The organism is Cytobacillus firmus NBRC 15306 (assembly GCF_001591465.1).
In the GTDB taxonomy this organism is placed as follows: Bacteria; Bacillota; Bacilli; order Bacillales; family Cytobacillaceae; genus Cytobacillus; species Cytobacillus firmus.
The window spans coordinates 1-15785 of record NZ_BCUY01000028.1 but is presented as its reverse complement, the minus strand read 5'-3'; the positions used below and the strand labels follow the sequence as shown (position 1 = coordinate 15785).

Annotated in this window: 25 protein-coding genes and 2 pseudogenes; 26 read left to right on the top strand and 1 reads right to left on the bottom strand. The window is 35.3% G+C overall.

Annotated elements, in window-relative coordinates:
- Positions 1–5 precede the first annotated feature (5 nt).
- Positions 6–263 carry a hypothetical protein gene (locus BFI01S_RS10175; RefSeq protein ID WP_061792522.1) on the top strand — a complete coding sequence of 86 codons (258 nt, stop codon included), beginning with the start codon at positions 6–8 and terminating at the stop codon, positions 261–263.
- 60 nt (positions 264–323) lie between these two features.
- Positions 324–1514 carry a DHH family phosphoesterase gene (locus tag BFI01S_RS10170; protein WP_061792521.1) on the top strand — a complete coding sequence of 397 codons (1191 nt, stop codon included), beginning with the start codon at positions 324–326 and terminating at the stop codon, positions 1512–1514.
- Positions 1515–2204: 690 nt separating this feature from the next.
- Here the strand turns inward: BFI01S_RS10170 and BFI01S_RS10165 are convergent.
- Positions 2205–2782 (bottom strand): annotated as a pseudogene (locus BFI01S_RS10165) (TRAP transporter large permease subunit).
- On the opposite strand from BFI01S_RS10165, the pseudogene BFI01S_RS10160 reads away from it, so the two are divergent.
- From BFI01S_RS10160 to BFI01S_RS23960, 24 genes and pseudogenes are all read left to right on the top strand, one after another.
- Positions 2766–3083 (top strand): annotated as a pseudogene (locus BFI01S_RS10160) (rhodanese-like domain-containing protein). The pseudogenes BFI01S_RS10165 and BFI01S_RS10160 sit on opposite strands and share 17 nt — an antisense overlap.
- Before the next feature lie 26 nt (positions 3084–3109).
- On the top strand, positions 3110–3682 hold the full coding sequence (locus BFI01S_RS10155) for a sulfurtransferase TusA family protein (protein ID WP_061792519.1): 573 nt from the start codon (positions 3110–3112) through the stop codon (positions 3680–3682).
- Between the two features lie 15 nt (positions 3683–3697).
- On the top strand, positions 3698–4087 hold the full coding sequence (locus tag BFI01S_RS10150) for a DsrE/DsrF/DrsH-like family protein (protein ID WP_061792518.1): 390 nt from the start codon (positions 3698–3700) through the stop codon (positions 4085–4087).
- Positions 4088–4100: 13 nt separating this feature from the next.
- Positions 4101–5237 carry an MBL fold metallo-hydrolase gene (locus BFI01S_RS10145; RefSeq protein ID WP_061792517.1) on the top strand — a complete coding sequence of 379 codons (1137 nt, stop codon included), beginning with the start codon at positions 4101–4103 and terminating at the stop codon, positions 5235–5237.
- 12 nt (positions 5238–5249) lie between these two features.
- Positions 5250–5483 (top strand): sulfurtransferase TusA family protein, encoded by a 234-nt coding sequence (locus BFI01S_RS10140; protein WP_061792516.1) that lies wholly within the window; start codon positions 5250–5252, stop codon positions 5481–5483.
- Between the two features lie 56 nt (positions 5484–5539).
- The gene (locus BFI01S_RS10135) at positions 5540–6319 is read left to right on the top strand and encodes a sulfite exporter TauE/SafE family protein (protein ID WP_061792515.1); all 780 of its coding nucleotides are present in this window, start codon (positions 5540–5542) and stop codon (positions 6317–6319) included.
- A gap of 287 nt (positions 6320–6606) precedes the next feature.
- Positions 6607–7050: a DUF2892 domain-containing protein gene (locus BFI01S_RS10130; protein ID WP_206698067.1), complete on the top strand. Its 444-nt coding sequence runs from the start codon at positions 6607–6609 to the stop codon at positions 7048–7050.
- Positions 7051–7083: 33 nt separating this feature from the next.
- Entirely contained in the window at positions 7084–7437 is a 354-nt protein-coding gene (locus BFI01S_RS10125) for a DUF302 domain-containing protein (protein ID WP_488168212.1), read from the top strand.
- A gap of 151 nt (positions 7438–7588) precedes the next feature.
- Entirely contained in the window at positions 7589–7966 is a 378-nt protein-coding gene (locus tag BFI01S_RS10120; protein ID WP_061792514.1) for a rhodanese-like domain-containing protein, read from the top strand.
- 15 nt (positions 7967–7981) lie between these two features.
- A complete protein-coding gene (locus BFI01S_RS10115; protein ID WP_061792513.1) occupies positions 7982–8245 on the top strand; it encodes a metal-sensitive transcriptional regulator in 264 nt (87 codons plus the stop codon).
- Positions 8246–8328: 83 nt separating this feature from the next.
- On the top strand, positions 8329–8556 hold the full coding sequence (locus tag BFI01S_RS10110) for a sulfurtransferase TusA family protein (protein ID WP_061792512.1): 228 nt from the start codon (positions 8329–8331) through the stop codon (positions 8554–8556).
- 67 nt (positions 8557–8623) lie between these two features.
- Positions 8624–9103, top strand: a complete 480-nt coding sequence (locus BFI01S_RS10105) for a DsrE/DsrF/DrsH-like family protein (RefSeq protein WP_061792511.1) — start codon at positions 8624–8626, stop codon at positions 9101–9103.
- Positions 9104–9143: 40 nt separating this feature from the next.
- Positions 9144–9503: a rhodanese-like domain-containing protein gene (locus BFI01S_RS10100; protein WP_061792510.1), complete on the top strand. Its 360-nt coding sequence runs from the start codon at positions 9144–9146 to the stop codon at positions 9501–9503.
- A gap of 18 nt (positions 9504–9521) precedes the next feature.
- Positions 9522–9818: a rhodanese-like domain-containing protein gene (locus tag BFI01S_RS10095; RefSeq protein ID WP_061792509.1), complete on the top strand. Its 297-nt coding sequence runs from the start codon at positions 9522–9524 to the stop codon at positions 9816–9818.
- A gap of 52 nt (positions 9819–9870) precedes the next feature.
- On the top strand, positions 9871–10446 hold the full coding sequence (locus BFI01S_RS10090) for a sulfurtransferase TusA family protein (RefSeq protein WP_061792508.1): 576 nt from the start codon (positions 9871–9873) through the stop codon (positions 10444–10446).
- A 12-nt stretch (positions 10447–10458) separates the two neighbouring features.
- Positions 10459–10692, top strand: coding sequence for a glutaredoxin family protein (locus BFI01S_RS10085; RefSeq protein WP_061792507.1), 234 nt, complete (start codon positions 10459–10461; stop codon positions 10690–10692).
- An 11-nt stretch (positions 10693–10703) separates the two neighbouring features.
- The gene (locus BFI01S_RS10080) at positions 10704–11099 is read left to right on the top strand and encodes a DsrE/DsrF/DrsH-like family protein (RefSeq protein WP_061792506.1); all 396 of its coding nucleotides are present in this window, start codon (positions 10704–10706) and stop codon (positions 11097–11099) included.
- A gap of 48 nt (positions 11100–11147) precedes the next feature.
- The gene (locus BFI01S_RS10075) at positions 11148–12275 is read left to right on the top strand and encodes an MBL fold metallo-hydrolase (protein ID WP_061792505.1); all 1128 of its coding nucleotides are present in this window, start codon (positions 11148–11150) and stop codon (positions 12273–12275) included.
- A 25-nt stretch (positions 12276–12300) separates the two neighbouring features.
- On the top strand, positions 12301–12528 hold the full coding sequence (locus BFI01S_RS10070; protein ID WP_061792504.1) for a sulfurtransferase TusA family protein: 228 nt from the start codon (positions 12301–12303) through the stop codon (positions 12526–12528).
- A gap of 50 nt (positions 12529–12578) precedes the next feature.
- Positions 12579–13355: a sulfite exporter TauE/SafE family protein gene (locus BFI01S_RS10065; protein WP_061792503.1), complete on the top strand. Its 777-nt coding sequence runs from the start codon at positions 12579–12581 to the stop codon at positions 13353–13355.
- 57 nt (positions 13356–13412) lie between these two features.
- Positions 13413–13760 carry a DsrE/DsrF/DrsH-like family protein gene (locus BFI01S_RS10060; protein ID WP_061792541.1) on the top strand — a complete coding sequence of 116 codons (348 nt, stop codon included), beginning with the start codon at positions 13413–13415 and terminating at the stop codon, positions 13758–13760.
- 15 nt (positions 13761–13775) lie between these two features.
- Positions 13776–14156, top strand: a complete 381-nt coding sequence (locus tag BFI01S_RS10055; protein WP_061792502.1) for a peroxiredoxin family protein — start codon at positions 13776–13778, stop codon at positions 14154–14156.
- A gap of 792 nt (positions 14157–14948) precedes the next feature.
- Complete coding sequence (locus BFI01S_RS23685) at positions 14949–15386, top strand: bifunctional UDP-sugar hydrolase/5'-nucleotidase (RefSeq protein ID WP_218008335.1); 438 nt, start codon at positions 14949–14951, stop codon at positions 15384–15386.
- Between the two features lie 7 nt (positions 15387–15393).
- Positions 15394–15537 (top strand): hypothetical protein, encoded by a 144-nt coding sequence (locus BFI01S_RS23960; RefSeq protein WP_235831147.1) that lies wholly within the window; start codon positions 15394–15396, stop codon positions 15535–15537.
- The last annotated feature ends 248 nt before the right edge of the window (positions 15538–15785 follow it).

Below are 15785 nucleotides of genomic sequence, written 5' to 3'. Positions count from 1 at the left end.
TGAGAATGGAAAAAGAAACGATATTAAGTCAATCCCGCCAGCCTGAACTAAATCCTAACGCAACTTTTAAAAATAAAGTTAAGTTTTTTCTTTTCAGCACTTGTCCCATGTATTTTATCAACAGAAATTCCTATTACTATTCCGCAGCTGCTTGTCATCTGGGCAGAAAGAACAATTCTGACCATACTGATTACTGCTCCACTGGCCTATTTGCTGCTTTAACTGGAAATCCCTGCTCAATTCAGCGGGGATTTTTCGCATAGAATTTTCCTCCGTAACCAAACTAACAGAGGAATGAGTCTAAGAATAGCAGGTGATGGATTTTGTACAGGCTGTATACACATAATGACCTTGATGGCGTCGGGTGCGGCATTGTAGCCAGGATCGCTTTTGGAAAAGATGTTGAGGTACGCTATAACTCTGTGATGGGACTTGATTATCAGATAGAAAAATTGCTGGAAAATGAAAAAAGTATAAAAGATGATTTTTTAATGATCACAGATTTATCAGTTAACGATGAAAACTTGATCAGGCTTGATGATCTGGCAAAAGGCGGCGGAAACGTCAGATTAATTGACCATCATAAAACAGCTCTTCATTTTAATGATTACAGCTGGGGCAGAGTGAAAGTGCAATATGAAGATGGCAGGCTCACGGCTGCAACCTCTTTGCTGTATGAGTATCTGCAGGAGCATGAAATGATCCAGCCGTCTCAGGTCCTCGATGAATTTGTCGAGCTTGTCCGACAGTATGACACCTGGGAATGGGACCAAAATGAAAATATAAAGGCAAAAAATCTTAATGATTTATTTTTCATGATGTCCATAGAAGAATTCGAAGAAAAAATGACGGAAAGAATCAAGAGCTCCGATACATTCGATTTTGATGAGTTTGAACATAAATTACTTGAAATGGAAGAGGAAAAGATTGAGCGTTACGTCAGGCGGAAGAAGCGGGAATTAGTACAAACGTTCATCGGAGAATATTGTACAGGCATAGTCCATGCAGAATCTTATCATTCCGAGCTGGGGAATGAGCTAGGTAAAGAATATCCGCATCTTGACTATATCGCTATATTAAACCTGGGAGGCAAAAAGATCAGTTTCAGGACCATCCATGACCACGTTGATGTTTCTGCCGTGGCCGGAAAGTTTGGAGGGGGAGGACATGCCAAAGCATCGGGATGTTCGATGGGAAAAGATGCTTATAAACTATTCATTCAGGACATATTTCCCCTGGACCCTTTGAGACAGGATGCATTTAAAAACAAATACAATAATAAAAGCGCGAGACAGGGATCACTGTACGAAAATAGGAAGGGAGACAAATTCTTTATTTTTGCTGAAGCCGATGACAAATGGATCCTTGAAATGAATGGAAAGCAAAAACAGGAACCTTACCCGGATTTCCAGGCAGCAGAAAATTACATTAAAAGAAAATACCAGGCATGGCTTGTTCATGATGATATTTATGTTGAATTCTTAAAGCGTTTTTATATAAAGGCAAAAAATTAGCACTGCCGCCATATTCGGCGGTTTTTTTTGAAGTAATCCTCCCTGTTAAATAATGTAAGATTCATATATAATTAAAACATAAATAGAATGGGGGAGGTTCAATGGAACTATTTTTATTAATTTTCGGTGTGATTTTCGCTGCCATAGTCATTAAAGCTCTAGTGGGTGGTTCAAAAAGTATCATACGAACAAGTTCTTTATCCGTTTTTCCCAATTGAGTTAAAGAAATAACAGAGAAAATTGGAATCAGCCGAACCACATTTTATGATTATTTCGTATTTTCGAGTTGTGCTTTTAATATTTTCCAAACACTCAATGTTTAAGAAGTGAAAAATATAGCTGTTGAGAAAGGTGAAAAAATAATAAGGTTGCAATTGCTGATTGTGAGTGAGATATAAATTCTGAAGCGAAATGACATTCATATTAGATTGTAATTTTGGAAAAGTTAATATTTATAGGAGTTATTGCCATTTTCAGCACCGGTGAGAAGGAAGTAGATATGAAAACTACACGAAGGGTTATGTGGGGATTATTAATTTTTCCGTGCAATTTGGGCAATTGCATCAACAATTATTGTATCTTTTTTTAAAAAGCATACAAGGATGACCTTTTCAAAACTCATTAATTGTTTAGCTGACGGTGCCCAATCTGCTCTTGGAATGATTGCCGCATGTGCAACTGCTGGGCTCGTCATCGGGGTTTTAAATTTAACAGGTGCTGGGCTAAAATTTGCTTCATTGTAAAAATTAGAACTAACAATGGGATAAATAAATGACCTTCTTTTATAAGAACATTTTTTATGTTCGGAAGTTCATTTTTAGGTAAACCCTTTAAGCCTAATTTGGCCGCCTGTAAATCAATCATAATCATGACTGTAAAAAAGTATAATAATGCGGGTACGATAGAAGCATAAACGATATTAAGATAGGAAGTTCCTAACAATTGAGCCATAATAAAAGCGGCTGATCCTAATATAGGCGGCATAATTTGTCCGCCAGTTGACGCTACTGATTCCACCGCACCAGCATAACGGGAGGGATAACCTATTTTCTTCATCAATGGGATAGTAAAAACACCCGTTGATACCACATTCGCCACTGAATTTCCAGAAACTGAACCAAATAAAGCACTTGAAACAACGCTGCTTTGGCTGGTCCTCCTCTTTTTCCACCAGTTGCACCAATTGCAAAGTCTATAAAAAACCTACTTCCTCCAGTAACTCCTAAAAAAGATCCAAAGAGTTTAAATAAAATGGCTGGGAAAACCATACTGGATGAAATATTACCCGAAGAAGTTTCAAAAAATATAAAAGAGCGAAGAGTCCAAAACATCATAGATGTCCGTGAATATGAAGAAGTAGCTCAGGGGAAAATTCCTGGTGCTCATCATATCCCTTTGGGTGAACTACAAGATCGAATTCATGAAATTGAAAAAGATAAGGAGCATATTATGGTATGCCGATCAGGAAGCCGAAGTGGGATGGCGGCTGAATTTTTAAAAGAATAAGGATATAAGGTGAAAAATATGGTTGGTGGTATGTTGGCATGGAAAGATGATATTGAAAGATAATAAATGAAGAAAGGAGGGAAAAGTTGATGGAGGTTACAGTAAATAAGGTGTTGGATGCTAAGGGTTTGGCATGTCCTATGCCAATTGTTAGAACAAAGAAAGAGATGACGACACTTGAACCTGGACAAGTCATGGAAATTCAAGCAACCGATAAAGGGTCGACAGCTGATTTAAAAGCTTGGGCTGATAGTACCGGTAATCAATATTTAGGAACAGTTGAAGAAGGAAATGTATTAAAACATTATCTTCGTAAGGCTAGATCTGAAGAAGAAAGACCAGAAGCTAAGCATCCCGATGTTGTCAGTTTAGATGACCTGTTAAATATGCTAGAAGGTAATGAAAAAATTACCGTACTAGATGTAAGAGAACCAGCAGAATATGCCTTTGGTCACATTCCAGGTTCCATTAATATACCGCTTGGAGAATTAGAACACCGTTTCGAAGAGTTAAATAATGAGGAAAATCTCCATATTATTTGCAGAACCGGTACACGTAGTGATTTTGCAGCGCAACAACTAACAGAAAAAGGATTTAAAAACATAAAAAATGTTGTACCTGGTATGAAGGATTGGACCGGACCAATCAATAAAAGTCATTAAATAAGGAGGAAAACAATGAAAGTAGCTATCATAGCCGCAAATGGTGGAATGTTTGATGCTTATAAAGTTTTTAATATTGCAACAGCCTCTGCTGCAACGGATGCGGAGGTTGGAATTTTCTTTACATTTGAAGGATTAAACCTCATTCATAAAGAGGGACATAAAAATTTACCTTTGCCTCCAGGTGCTGAACATTTTCAAGAGGGGTTTAAAAAAGCAAATGTGCCTCCTGTCGAGGAACTAGTTTCAATGGCAAGTGAGATGGGTGTTAAGATGATTGCTTGCCAAATGACGATGGATGTCATGAGTCTAGAAAAAGAACATTTTGTAGAGGGAATTGATGTTGGTGGTGCTGTTACTTTTTTAACCTTTGCTAAAGATGCGGACGTAACACTTACTTTTTAAAGGAGATTTAAAAATGGATACAGAAACGGCTGTCAAAACCATAACGGTAAAAGAACTTGCCAGAAAAGTATTAAATCATGAAGATTTATTCATTTTAGATGCACGAAACACAGATGATTTTGATGATTGGAAAATTGAAGGGAAAAATGTGGAAATCATTAATACTCCCTATTTTGACTTATTGGAAGGTGTTGATTCCATTGAAGATAAGTTACCTGAAAATAAGGAAATTTATGTAATATGTGCAAAAGGTGGTTCCTCAGAGTTTGTAGCGCAACAAATTTCAGAAGCTGGCTTTACAAATGTTTACTCTGTTGAGGGCGGAATGAAAGCATGGAGTGAACATTTAGAACCCATAAAGATCGGTGAATTGAAAAATGGCGGAGCTATTTATCAATTTGTCCGTATCGGGAAAGGCTGCCTATCTTATCTGGTTGAATCAAACGGAGAAGGCGCCATGATTGATACAAATCGAATGTTAGAACCATACGAAACCTATATTAAAGAGCATAACATTAAATTAACTCATGTTTTGGATACTCATTTACATGCTGACCACATTTCTGGAGGAAGAAAACTGGCGGAAAAATTAGGTGCAACCTACCACCTCCCACCAAAAGATGCAACAGAAGTCACCTTTGATTATCAACAAATAAATGATGGTGACGAATATGAGGTGGGCAAGACAACCATTAAAGCCGTCTATTCTCCAGGGCATACTATCGGTAGTACATCGTTTATCATTGATGATCAATATTTGTTAACCGGGGATATATTATTTATTGATTCTATTGGACGACCAGATTTAGCAGGAAAAGCAGAAGATTGGGTAGGAGATTTACGAAATACGTTATATAAACGCTACAAAGATCTCGCTGATAATTTATTAGTCTTGCCTGCTCATTATATGGGTATCAATGAAATGAATGAAGACGGCAGTATTTCTGAAAAACTTGGTGCTTTATATCAAAAAAATCATGGATTAAATATCACAGATGAAAATGAATTTAGAAAAACAGTAACTGAAAACTTACCGCCACAACCAAATTCCTATCAAGAAATTAGGGAAACAAATATGGGGAAAATTACTCCAGATGAAGAACAGCAACGAGAAATGGAAATTGGACCAAATCGTTGTGCTGTCAGATAAAAGGAGGAAATCATGACTGGACAAGTTGACAAAGTGTTAGATTGTAAAGGATTAGCATGTCCAATGCCGATTGTAAGAACAAAAAAAGAAATGGATACATTAACTTCGGGTCAAGTGTTGGAAATTCATGCGACAGATAAAGGGGCAAAAAATGATTTAACCGCTTGGGCAAATTCTGGTGGTCATGAGCTAATAAAAGATGAGGAAGAAAACGGTGTTCTAAAATTTTGGATAAAAAAAGGTTGAAAAAATGTGAGAGGTAACTATCACGGTTACCTTTCCTTTTTATTGGAGGGATGTAGGTGGATCTCGTTTTTATAGTGGTTATTTTTTTAATTGGTTTTATAGGCTCTTTTATTTCCGGGATGGTTGGAATTGGTGGTTCTATTATAAAATATCCCATGCTTTTATATCTACCACCATTATTTGGTTTAGCAGCCTTCAGTGCACATGAAGTTTCAGGAATTAGTGCAGTTCAAGTTTTTTTCGCAACCATCGGTGGGGTTTGGGCTTATCGTAAGGGTGGATATTTAAATAAAATTTTAATCATTTATATGGGTGTAGCAATATTAATAGGTAGCTTTGTTGGTGGGTATGGCTCTAGGCTCATGACAGAAAGTGGAATTAATTTGGTTTATGGAATTTTAGCTTTGATTGCAGTTGTGATGATGTTCTTGCCTAAAAAAGGAATTGATGAAATTCAACTGGATCAAGTGAAATTTAATAAATGGCTTGCTGCGGTTCTTGCTTTAATTGTAGGAATTGGAGCAGGTATCGTGGGGGCTGCTGGTGCATTCATTCTAGTTCCAATCATGTTGGTGGTGTTAAAAATTCCAACTAGGATGACCATAGCTACTTCATTAGCCATTACATTTATTTCTTCAATTGGCGCCACTGTTGGAAAAATCACAACCGGACAAGTAGAATTTTTTCCAGCACTTATTATGGTAATAGCAAGCCTAATTGCCTCTCCTCTTGGTGCTAATGTTGGAAAAAAAATAAATACCAAAATCCTTCAATGGATTTTGGCATTATTAATATTAGCTACGTCAATTAAAATATGGTCAGATATATTGCTTTAAGATACTTTACCACTTTCAACATACAGTTCAAGAGCAGGATGGTATTCCTTTTGATAATGAAGATTCGGACATGATTTTATAATAATTCCTTTATAAATATTGGATTTATTCGTTTCTAATGTTTTTTGGCATTGCGGACATTTTTCATTAAAAAGACGGCTCAATAAGCCCATAACATTAACTCTCCTTTATCCCGTTAATTCCTATATATATAATAGGAATTATAATGGAAAAATAAAAAAACTTCAATACGTTAGTACAATATATGGTACCGGAGGAAAAACGGAATGAACATCAAATATTTTTTTCCGCCTACAACAACAAAAGTAAATAGGAATACCCGTCAGAGAATTAATGATAAAATTCACAAGAAAACAAAAGCTACAATCAATAGCATACGTGCTAAAAATGAAAACGCCATTAATGCTCGAATAAAGGAATTAGATTATGAATGGGATACTGAACGTGTTTTGGAAATCAATTTCGCAGGTATTGTTTTAATTACATCAATATTAGCATTATTCCATAATAAAAGGTGGATCACCCTCGCAGGGATTGCCAGTATTTTTATGGTCCAACATTCTCTACAGGGGTGGTGTCCTCCATTACCAATCATAAGAAAATGTGGAGTCCGTACAGCAAATGAAATAATTAATGAAAAGATGGCTCTTCAAACAATCTTAGAAAACAAAGAGAACACAAAAAATCTTAAGGAGTATCAAAATGTTTGATTTTACGGTTACAACGGATAAAACCATCCAACCATCCATGATGCTATTCAAAGATTAGAGGAGAAATTAAAAGAAGAGAAATTCGGTGTTTTATGGATGTTTGATATTAAGGATAAGCTTCAAGAAAAGGGTATTGAGTTTGAAAAAGAGTTTAAAGTGCTTGAAGTTTGTAACCCGATTGAGGCGCAGAGAGTTTTAAGTGAAAATAATATGGCGGGTTATTTTTTGCCCTGCAAGATTGTGGTTTACGAAGATAAAGGACATACTCATATTGGAATGCCAAGACCCACAGCGCTTATAAGTATGTTAAATGATAACAAAATGGAGAATTTAGCCAAAGACATTGAAGAGCGACTCATTAACTGTATGAATAAAGCTGTGGAATAAATTAAAAATAATCGGGAACCGTTCAAATCACTCGTTTTGGCGAGTTATTTTTATTCAATAATAATTTTTTTAATTTCTTTTATTGACACCATACCCAATAGGGTATATTATAAGTCGTGTAAGTGTTAGTCCTTTTAGAGGAGGGCAGTTCTTGAAGACAATTATTATTTTAAGTATTTTATTTGTTGGTAGTATCCTTTACAGAAGATACTTCCCTGTTTTAGGAATGTGTTGTAAAAAACTGGGAGAATTAGATAGAAGTACAATAGTAATTGATGTAAGAGACTATAATGAATCTTACAAGGATCCCATACCTGGAGCAATCAATATTCCAATTGCATATATTAACAGGCACTACAATGAAATCACCAACGGTGACTTACATGTAGTTGCTTCAAATAGACTTGGAAAAAATTTTGGAATACGATTATTGCGAAAAAAAGGTTTCCGGGTTGTTGGATATTCAATTACAAATAATAACAATATAATATTAAAGGAAAATCAAATAAGTTTAAGAACTTTTTGTTAAAAAGGAGGTAAGAAAATGGATTATAATGATCAAATTAAAAATCGAGTAAAACGTATTGAAGGACAATTAAGAGGAATTTTAAGAATGATGGAAGAAAATAAAGACTGCAAAGATGTTATCACTCAGTTATCTGCTGCGAGAACAGCAATTGATCGTACAATCGGCGTTATTGTCAGTGAAAATTTAGTGGAGTGTGTACAAAAAGCGAATGAAAATGACGAAAAAAGTATGGAAGAATTAGTGAAAGAAGCTGTTAATTTACTTGTAAAAAGTCGTTAAAAAAGGTTGACACCCTCTTTCATTTTGGTTAATAATATACCCATATGGGTAATGGTAATTATGACGAACTGGAGGAATAATAAATGAATATTACAAAAGTCTTAGATGCAAAAGGTTTAGCATGTCCAATGCCAATTGTTAAAACTAAGAAAGCAATAAACGAAATAGAATCAGGTCAAATATTAGAAATTCATGCAACGGATAAAGGCGCAAAGAACGACCTTACTGCTTGGGCTAATTCTGGTGGACATGAACTTATAAAACATGAAGAGGAAAATGATGTATTTAAGTTTTGGATTAAAAAAGGATAATTTTTTTATTATTTAAAATACCTGTACCAGTATAGGTTAGTTAAAATAACATTCAGGAGGTAACACCATGACAGATAAGAAAAAGACAACGATTGTATTGTTCAGTGGAGATTACGATAAAGCGATGGCAGCATATATCATTGCGAATGGAGCAGCTGCTTACGATCATGAAGTCACTATTTTTCATACTTTTTGGGGATTAAATGCCTTGCGTAAAGATGAAAATATTCCAGTGGAAAAAGGTTTCATGGAAAAAATGTTTGCAAAAATGATGCCTAGAGGTGCTGATAAAATGGGGCTATCCAATATGAACTTTGCTGGATTCGGTCCTAAAATGATTAAAGATGTAATGAAAAAGCACAATGCAATTCCATTACCTCAATTAATCGAAATGGCACAAGAGCAAGATGTTAAATTGGTCGCTTGTACGATGACCATGGATTTATTAGGTCTTAAACAAGAAGAATTAATAGATAATATTGAATATGCAGGGGTTGCTGCCTATTTAGCAGACGCTGAAGATGGTAATGTCAATCTGTTTATCTAATGGTAAATGGGGGGGTTCCCCGAAAAAGGAGGGGCTAAACTTGGAATATGTAAATTATATCTTGATTGGACTTTTCATATTTTTTATCATTCAACGCATTTTACCGGCAAAAGGTATTAGACATATATCCACATCGGAGTTAAAAAATGAGTTAAAAGATAAGAATAAGCAATTTGTCGATGTCCGAACACCTGGTGAATTTAAAGGAAATCACATCAAATCATTCAAAAATATTCCACTTCATCAATTGGATCAAAAAGCAAATCAACTTTCAAAAGATAAAGAGGTAGTGGTCATTTGTCAAAGTGGTATGCGAAGCCAAAAGGCAAGTAAGATGTTAAAAAAATTAGGATTTACAAAAGTAACTAATGTAAAAGGCGGCATGAGTGCTTGGTCATAATGAATGGAGGAATAAGCAATGAAAGTAATGACTGCAAAAGAAGTAGAAACATTATTACTTGAAGGGAAAAAAATAGATATTATCGATGTTCGCGAAGTGGATGAAGTGGCAGAAGGGAAAATTCCGGGAGCCATAAACATTCCACTAGGACTTATTGAGTTTCGCATGCATGAACTAGATAAATCTAAAGAATATATCATAGTATGCCGATCTGGTGCTAGAAGCGGTCGAGCTTCACAGTTTCTGGAAAGCTATGGCTTTAATGTGATCAATATGACAGGTGGAATGCTTTCCTGGGAAGGTAAAGTGGAATAAAAATTTTTAACTAAATTAATACCCGTGTAGGTATAAAACAGGAGGTTTAATAATGGAAAAAATAAATGTAAATGTGACACTGGATGCTAAAGGTTTAGCGTGTCCTATGCCAATCGTTAAAACGAAAAAGGCAATGAACCAATTAGAATCTGGGCAAGTTTTGGAAGTCCAAGCAACAGATAAAGGGTCAAAAGCCGATATCAAGGCATGGGCAGAAAGTACAGGTCATCAATATTTGGGCACATTGGAGGAAGGCGAAGTATTAAAGCACTATCTTAGAAAGTCTTCTAGTGATGAAACGATAGAAAGAAAACATCCAAATGTAATCAACAATGACGAACTTGAAACAAAATTAAATGCAAATGAAAACATTGTGGTACTAGATGTTAGGGAAACAGCAGAATATGCTTTTAATCATATCCCTAATGCTATATCAATCCCTCTGGGAGAATTGGAAAATCGATTAAACGAATTAAGCAAAGAAGATAATATTTTTGTGATTTGCCGTACTGGAAGCCGATCTGACCTTGCTTCGCAAAAGCTAGCAGAAAAAGGCTTTACTAATGTCATAAATGTTGTACCAGGCATGAGCGAGTGGACTGGAAAAACAGTTAGTTTAAATAATTAAGGAGGTCTATAAATGAGTTCGGTAACTGTCTATACCACAACACGTTGTCCGTACTGTGTAATGTTAAAGAACTTTTTATCCGATCAAAACATTCCTTTCAAAGAAGTAAATGTAGAAAGGAACCCGGAAATTATGCAACAGCTTGTAAATACCACAGGACAAATGGGAGTACCTCAAACTGAGGTTAATGGAAAATGGGTTGTTGGCTTTGATCCAAATAGTATCATGATGGCACTAAAAAATTAGGAGGAAAAACAATGAATAAAAAGGTAGCAATTATCGCAAGTAATGGTGGTTTATTTGATGCATACAAAGTATTTAACATCGCAACAGCAGCGGCAGCAACCGATCAGGAAGTAGCTATTTTCTTTACGTTTGAAGGATTAAACTTGATTCATAAGGATGCAAACAAGCAACTTCCGATGCCGGAAGGAAAAGAACATTTTGCAGAAGGCTTTGCAAAAGCGAATGTTCCAGCTATCCCAGAATTAGCTGCAATGGCGCAGGAAATGGGTGTTAAATTCATTGGTTGCCAAATGACAATGGATGTAATGGGTCTTGAAAAAGAAGCATTTGTTGATGGTATCGAAGTTGGTGGGGCCGTAACATTTTTAGAATTTGCTAAAGACGCCGATATCACACTAACATTTTAATTGAGCAAATTTTTTATAATATATTATACCATAGGGGGTAAAATTCAAATGACAGTAAATGCAATGACTTCAAAAGAGGTAACAAATAAAGTATTTAATAAGGAAGCTTTATTTATTTTAGATGTTCGTAATGAAAGTGATTTTCAGGATTGGAAAATTGAAGGTGAAAACTTTGAATATTTAAATATTCCATATTTTGAATTGCTTGATGGTGTAGAAGGAATCATTGGAAAAATTCCTACTGACAAAGAGGTTTTAGTTGTTTGTGCAAAAGAAGGATCATCTGTAATGGTGGCAGAAATGCTATCCGATGCAGGACTAACAGTTTCTTACCTAAAAGGTGGGATGAAAGCTTGGAGCGAACATTTAGAACCTGTTAAAGTTGGGGATTTAAAAGATGGCGGTGAAATTTATCAGTTTGTTCGTATTGGTAAAGGCTGTTTATCTTACATGGTTGTATCAAACGGTGAAGCTGCAATTATTGACTCAACTCGAATGACAGATGTCTATCTTGAATTTGCTGAAAGTATTGGCGCTAAAATTACTCATGTATTTGATACACACCTTCATGCCGATCACATTTCTGGAGGAAGGGTAATCGCTGAAAAAACTGGTGCGACGTATTGGTTACCACCAAAGGATGCAACAGAAGTAACATTTAACTATCAACCATTAGAAGATGGTAATGATGTAGAAATTGGTAATGTGAAAATCAATATCCATGCCTTATATTCACCAGGTCACACAATTGGATCTACTTCATTTATTGTTGATGAAAAGTTCTTACTTTCAGGGGATATCTTGTTCATTGACTCTATTGGTAGACCAGATTTAGCTGGTTTAGCGCAGGATTGGGTGGGAGATTTAAGAGAAAGTTTATATAAGCGCTATAGAGAATTATCTGAGGATTTAGTGGTTCTTCCAGCTCATTTTATGATTATCGAGGAATTAAATGAAGATGGAAGTGTTGCCGAAAAATTAGGAACACTTTATTCCAAAAATCATGGTTTAAATATTGAAGATGAAGCGGAATTTAGAAGAATGGTAACAGAAAATCTACCACCGCAACCAAATTCTTATCAGGAAATCCGTGAAACAAATATGGGAAAAATCAATCCTGATGATGAAAAACAACGTGAAATGGAAATTGGACCAAATCGTTGTGCAGTGAGATAAGTTCAAAAAATAGGAGGAATAAACGATGGAAGCAAATAAAGTATTAGACGCAAAAGGCTTAGCTTGCCCTATGCCAATTGTAAAAACAAAAAAAGCAATCAATGATCTTGAAAGTGGTCAGGTTTTAGAGATTCATGCAACGGATAAAGGAGCAAAAAATGACCTTACTGCTTGGGCAAAATCCGGCGGTCACGAGTTAATTAAACATGAAGAAGAGAACGGTGTTTTAAAATTTTGGATTAAAAAAGGTTAAAAAATAAGGGAACCAGTTTGGGTTCCCTTTTCTTAAAGGGAGGAAAAAACATGGAAATTGGATTTATAATTACAATTTTTTTAATTGGTTTTATTGGTTCATATATTTCAGGGATGTTAGGAATTGGTGGTTCTATTATTAAATACCCAATGCTTTTATATATTCCTCCGTTATTTGGATTAGCAGCTTTTAGTGCCCACGAAGTTTCGGGAATAAGCGCTGTTCAAGTATTTTTTGCAACTATTGGTGGAGTATGGGCATACCGTAAAGGCGGCTATTTGAATAAAACGTTAATTGGATATATGGGAGCAAGTATTTTAATTGGTAGTTTAATTGGAGGCTTTGGCTCAAAGCTCATGACAGAAGGTGGAATAAACCTAATTTACGGTATTTTAGCATTAATTGCAGCTGTTATGATGTTTATTCCTAAAAAAGGAATTGATGATATTCCTCTGGACCAAGTTAAGTTTAATAAATGGCTTGCAGCTACCCTTGCATTCATCGTTGGTATTGGATCTGGAATTGTAGGAGCAGCCGGGGCATTTTTATTAGTGCCAATCATGCTGGTAGTATTGAAAATTCCAACTCGTATGACGATTGCTTCATCTTTAGCTATTACATTTATATCCTCAATTGGTGCAACTGTAGGGAAACTTACAACTGGTCAAGTAGAATTTTTACCATCCTTAATCATGGTCGTTGCAAGCTTAATTGCCTCTCCATTAGGAGCCATTGCCGGGAAGAAGGTAAATACAAAAATTCTTCAGGTTGTATTAGCCTTATTGATTTTAGCTACAGCAATAAAGATTTGGATGGACATTCTTTAAGTTTGGATAATATAAAATAGCGGGGCAATTAAAACTACAATGAAAGAAGGGATTACGGTGGCGAACAAAAACTTTGTATACTTTGTTTCGTTAAGCTCTAATGTCCCCTTTGTTCTTAAAGAAGCCCTAAAAATGGCAATGCAAAAAAATGAAGTGGCAATATTTTTTGATCTTGACGGAGCACGAGTTTTAGACCAACGATATTTAAATAAAATGGATAAAATTCATGGTAGAGAACTTTCATCATTGATGAAATCCGCTTTAGACGCCGGAATCAAATTATTTGGATGTCAAATGAATGTATTAATTGCAGAAGGATTAGTGCTGATTGATGGGGCTGAATTAGCCGGAGTTGTTACTTTTTTGGAAATTACTTACCAAGCTGATGCCGTTCTAAGCTATTGAAAGGGGAAATCTATCATGGAATCAAAAAAAGTTGTCGTCCTTGCCCTTCATGATGAATTAGAATCCGCATATCCTCCATTAAATGTTGCTGTAGGAGCTGCAGCATCAGGGGCAGATGTCATTTTAGCCTTTTCCCGCAAAGGAGTAAACATATTAGATCGAAAGTATTTTCCAGTTCCATCTAAAGGTATAGAATACCTTTCAAATGCTTTAAACGATTTTGGTGCACCATCTATTCACGAACTTTTAGATATAGCTGTGGAAATGGGAGTACGATTATATGTTGTTGATATGGATATTCATGATAAAGTTAATCTTCTTTACCCAGCTGAGCAAGTACCAATTAAATGGGTCTTAAATGAAGATGTATCAGCAGATCTTTTTGTCCATTTTTAAATAAATATTAGGAGGTTCCAAATGGTTAAAATAACCCAGGCTGCTATTACAAAAATTACTAAAGAAGTTCAAGATTTGATTAATGAAGGTAAAAAACCTTTAATTCGTTTATCGATGGGAATTGGCTGAGGAGGACCTCAGCTTCGTCTGACTCTGGAGGAGTCAGCTTTAGAAAATGATGAAATTACAGAACAAAGTGGTATTCAGTTTTTAGTTAATGAAAGAGATAAAGTTTATTTTGAAAATGTGAAAATTGATTATATAAAGACCTTATTTGGAGGCGGTCAATTCAAAGTTCTCCGAGTTTAATTAATTTAAAAATTAGAAGAACTCCATAAGGGGGATAAATAAATGGAGAATAAAAACCCTAAGAATTGTGGTAACAGTACCTGAGGAATCAATAATAAAAAACCCCGTTCGAAATTTTCTCCGCCTATATGACCTGGGGTTTTCATTTGGCTCCTGGTAGGAGTCATCATCTTAATTCAAAAATTTTTCTAAAAAGGGGCTAAATAAAGTCCCTCTTTTGTACAACAAATGTTTTACTTTGCACGGTGTAATGAAGATAAAAATATAGGGGATAAGAAGATGGAGGAACTTTGGCATTCAATAAATATTTTAGTTGCAAATTTTAATAGTTGGAGGTTTTTCTAGAGATCATCAATATGTAAAAGAAATGAGAAAATTAAATAAAAATGTCTTATTTTTAGATGGCGGTGACATTTTTCATGGCACGGCGCCACTTGTTCTTACGAAAGGAGAAGGAATATACCACTTTTAAGAGAAATGGAATTGGATGCCTTTGTTCTAGGGAATTGGGATTTTTCGTTCGGGAAAGACCAATTATTGAACTTAGTTAGAGAGTTACCATTTCCGGCTGTTGCATGTAATGTTGTAGATTTAAACAACGAATATTTATTAAGACCATTTATAATTAAAAAAATCAACGAAGTAAATGTGGGGATTATTGGGACAACATATCCATTCGTTGATGAAACAATGCCGGATAGTTTTTCGAAGGGACTAAAATTTTCTTTAGGAGTCGCTGAGGTTCAAAGGTGTGTAGATTTACTTAAAGAAGAAAATGTGGATCTTATTATTCTTATAAGTCATATGGGGTTGCCAATCGATTACAAACTAGCTTCCATGATTGATGGGATAAACATTATCTTAAGTGCTCACAGCCTTTTCACATGGATGGCGTTATGGAGCTCCGGTTGTACCGGGTAATATATCGATGAATCAACTGTATGACATTATTCCGACCAATCCAAAAGTTTTTCAAGTAGAAATCGAAGGACGAATTTTATATCAATTACTTAAAAAAACTTGGAGCAAGTCCTTTCTCCTGATCCTTTCCAACAAAAGGGAGGGTATATAATACGTTCAAGCGGTCTAATGATGGCATTTAAACCTTACAACCCAAATGTAAACAGAATTCAACATTTATAAATGGAAAAACAAAACTTTCAATCCATCTAAAATTTATCGGGTAATAGGAGCCGGAGATCAGTTATTCAAAAACTTACAAAGCAAAATGAAGTTTAAAAAGATCCACTCCATTGATGTTATAAAGAATTATTTATCAGATATAAATACATATAAAAATAAGGATGCCGGTAAAATCCT

Bases quoted from the DNA above. Each gene is read 5' to 3' on its own strand.
- BFI01S_RS10175 (WP_061792522.1), top strand. From the start codon at position 6: ATGGAAAAAGAAACGATATTAAGTCAATCCCGCCAGCCTGAACTAAAT.
- BFI01S_RS10155 (WP_061792519.1), top strand. From the start codon at position 3,110: ATGGAGGTTACAGTAAATAAGGTGTTGGATGCTAAGGGTTTGGCATGT.
- BFI01S_RS10150 (WP_061792518.1), top strand. From the start codon at position 3,698: ATGAAAGTAGCTATCATAGCCGCAAATGGTGGAATGTTTGATGCTTAT.
- BFI01S_RS10145 (WP_061792517.1), top strand. From the start codon at position 4,101: ATGGATACAGAAACGGCTGTCAAAACCATAACGGTAAAAGAACTTGCC.
- BFI01S_RS10140 (WP_061792516.1), top strand. From the start codon at position 5,250: ATGACTGGACAAGTTGACAAAGTGTTAGATTGTAAAGGATTAGCATGT.
- BFI01S_RS10130 (WP_206698067.1), top strand. From the start codon at position 6,607: ATGAACATCAAATATTTTTTTCCGCCTACAACAACAAAAGTAAATAGG.
- BFI01S_RS10115 (WP_061792513.1), top strand. From the start codon at position 7,982: ATGGATTATAATGATCAAATTAAAAATCGAGTAAAACGTATTGAAGGA.
- BFI01S_RS10110 (WP_061792512.1), top strand. From the start codon at position 8,329: ATGAATATTACAAAAGTCTTAGATGCAAAAGGTTTAGCATGTCCAATG.
- BFI01S_RS10105 (WP_061792511.1), top strand. From the start codon at position 8,624: ATGACAGATAAGAAAAAGACAACGATTGTATTGTTCAGTGGAGATTAC.
- BFI01S_RS10095 (WP_061792509.1), top strand. From the start codon at position 9,522: ATGAAAGTAATGACTGCAAAAGAAGTAGAAACATTATTACTTGAAGGG.
- BFI01S_RS10090 (WP_061792508.1), top strand. From the start codon at position 9,871: ATGGAAAAAATAAATGTAAATGTGACACTGGATGCTAAAGGTTTAGCG.
- BFI01S_RS10085 (WP_061792507.1), top strand. From the start codon at position 10,459: ATGAGTTCGGTAACTGTCTATACCACAACACGTTGTCCGTACTGTGTA.
- BFI01S_RS10080 (WP_061792506.1), top strand. From the start codon at position 10,704: ATGAATAAAAAGGTAGCAATTATCGCAAGTAATGGTGGTTTATTTGAT.
- BFI01S_RS10075 (WP_061792505.1), top strand. From the start codon at position 11,148: ATGACAGTAAATGCAATGACTTCAAAAGAGGTAACAAATAAAGTATTT.
- BFI01S_RS10070 (WP_061792504.1), top strand. From the start codon at position 12,301: ATGGAAGCAAATAAAGTATTAGACGCAAAAGGCTTAGCTTGCCCTATG.
- BFI01S_RS10065 (WP_061792503.1), top strand. From the start codon at position 12,579: ATGGAAATTGGATTTATAATTACAATTTTTTTAATTGGTTTTATTGGT.
- BFI01S_RS10055 (WP_061792502.1), top strand. From the start codon at position 13,776: ATGGAATCAAAAAAAGTTGTCGTCCTTGCCCTTCATGATGAATTAGAA.
- BFI01S_RS23960 (WP_235831147.1), top strand. From the start codon at position 15,394: ATGAATCAACTGTATGACATTATTCCGACCAATCCAAAAGTTTTTCAA.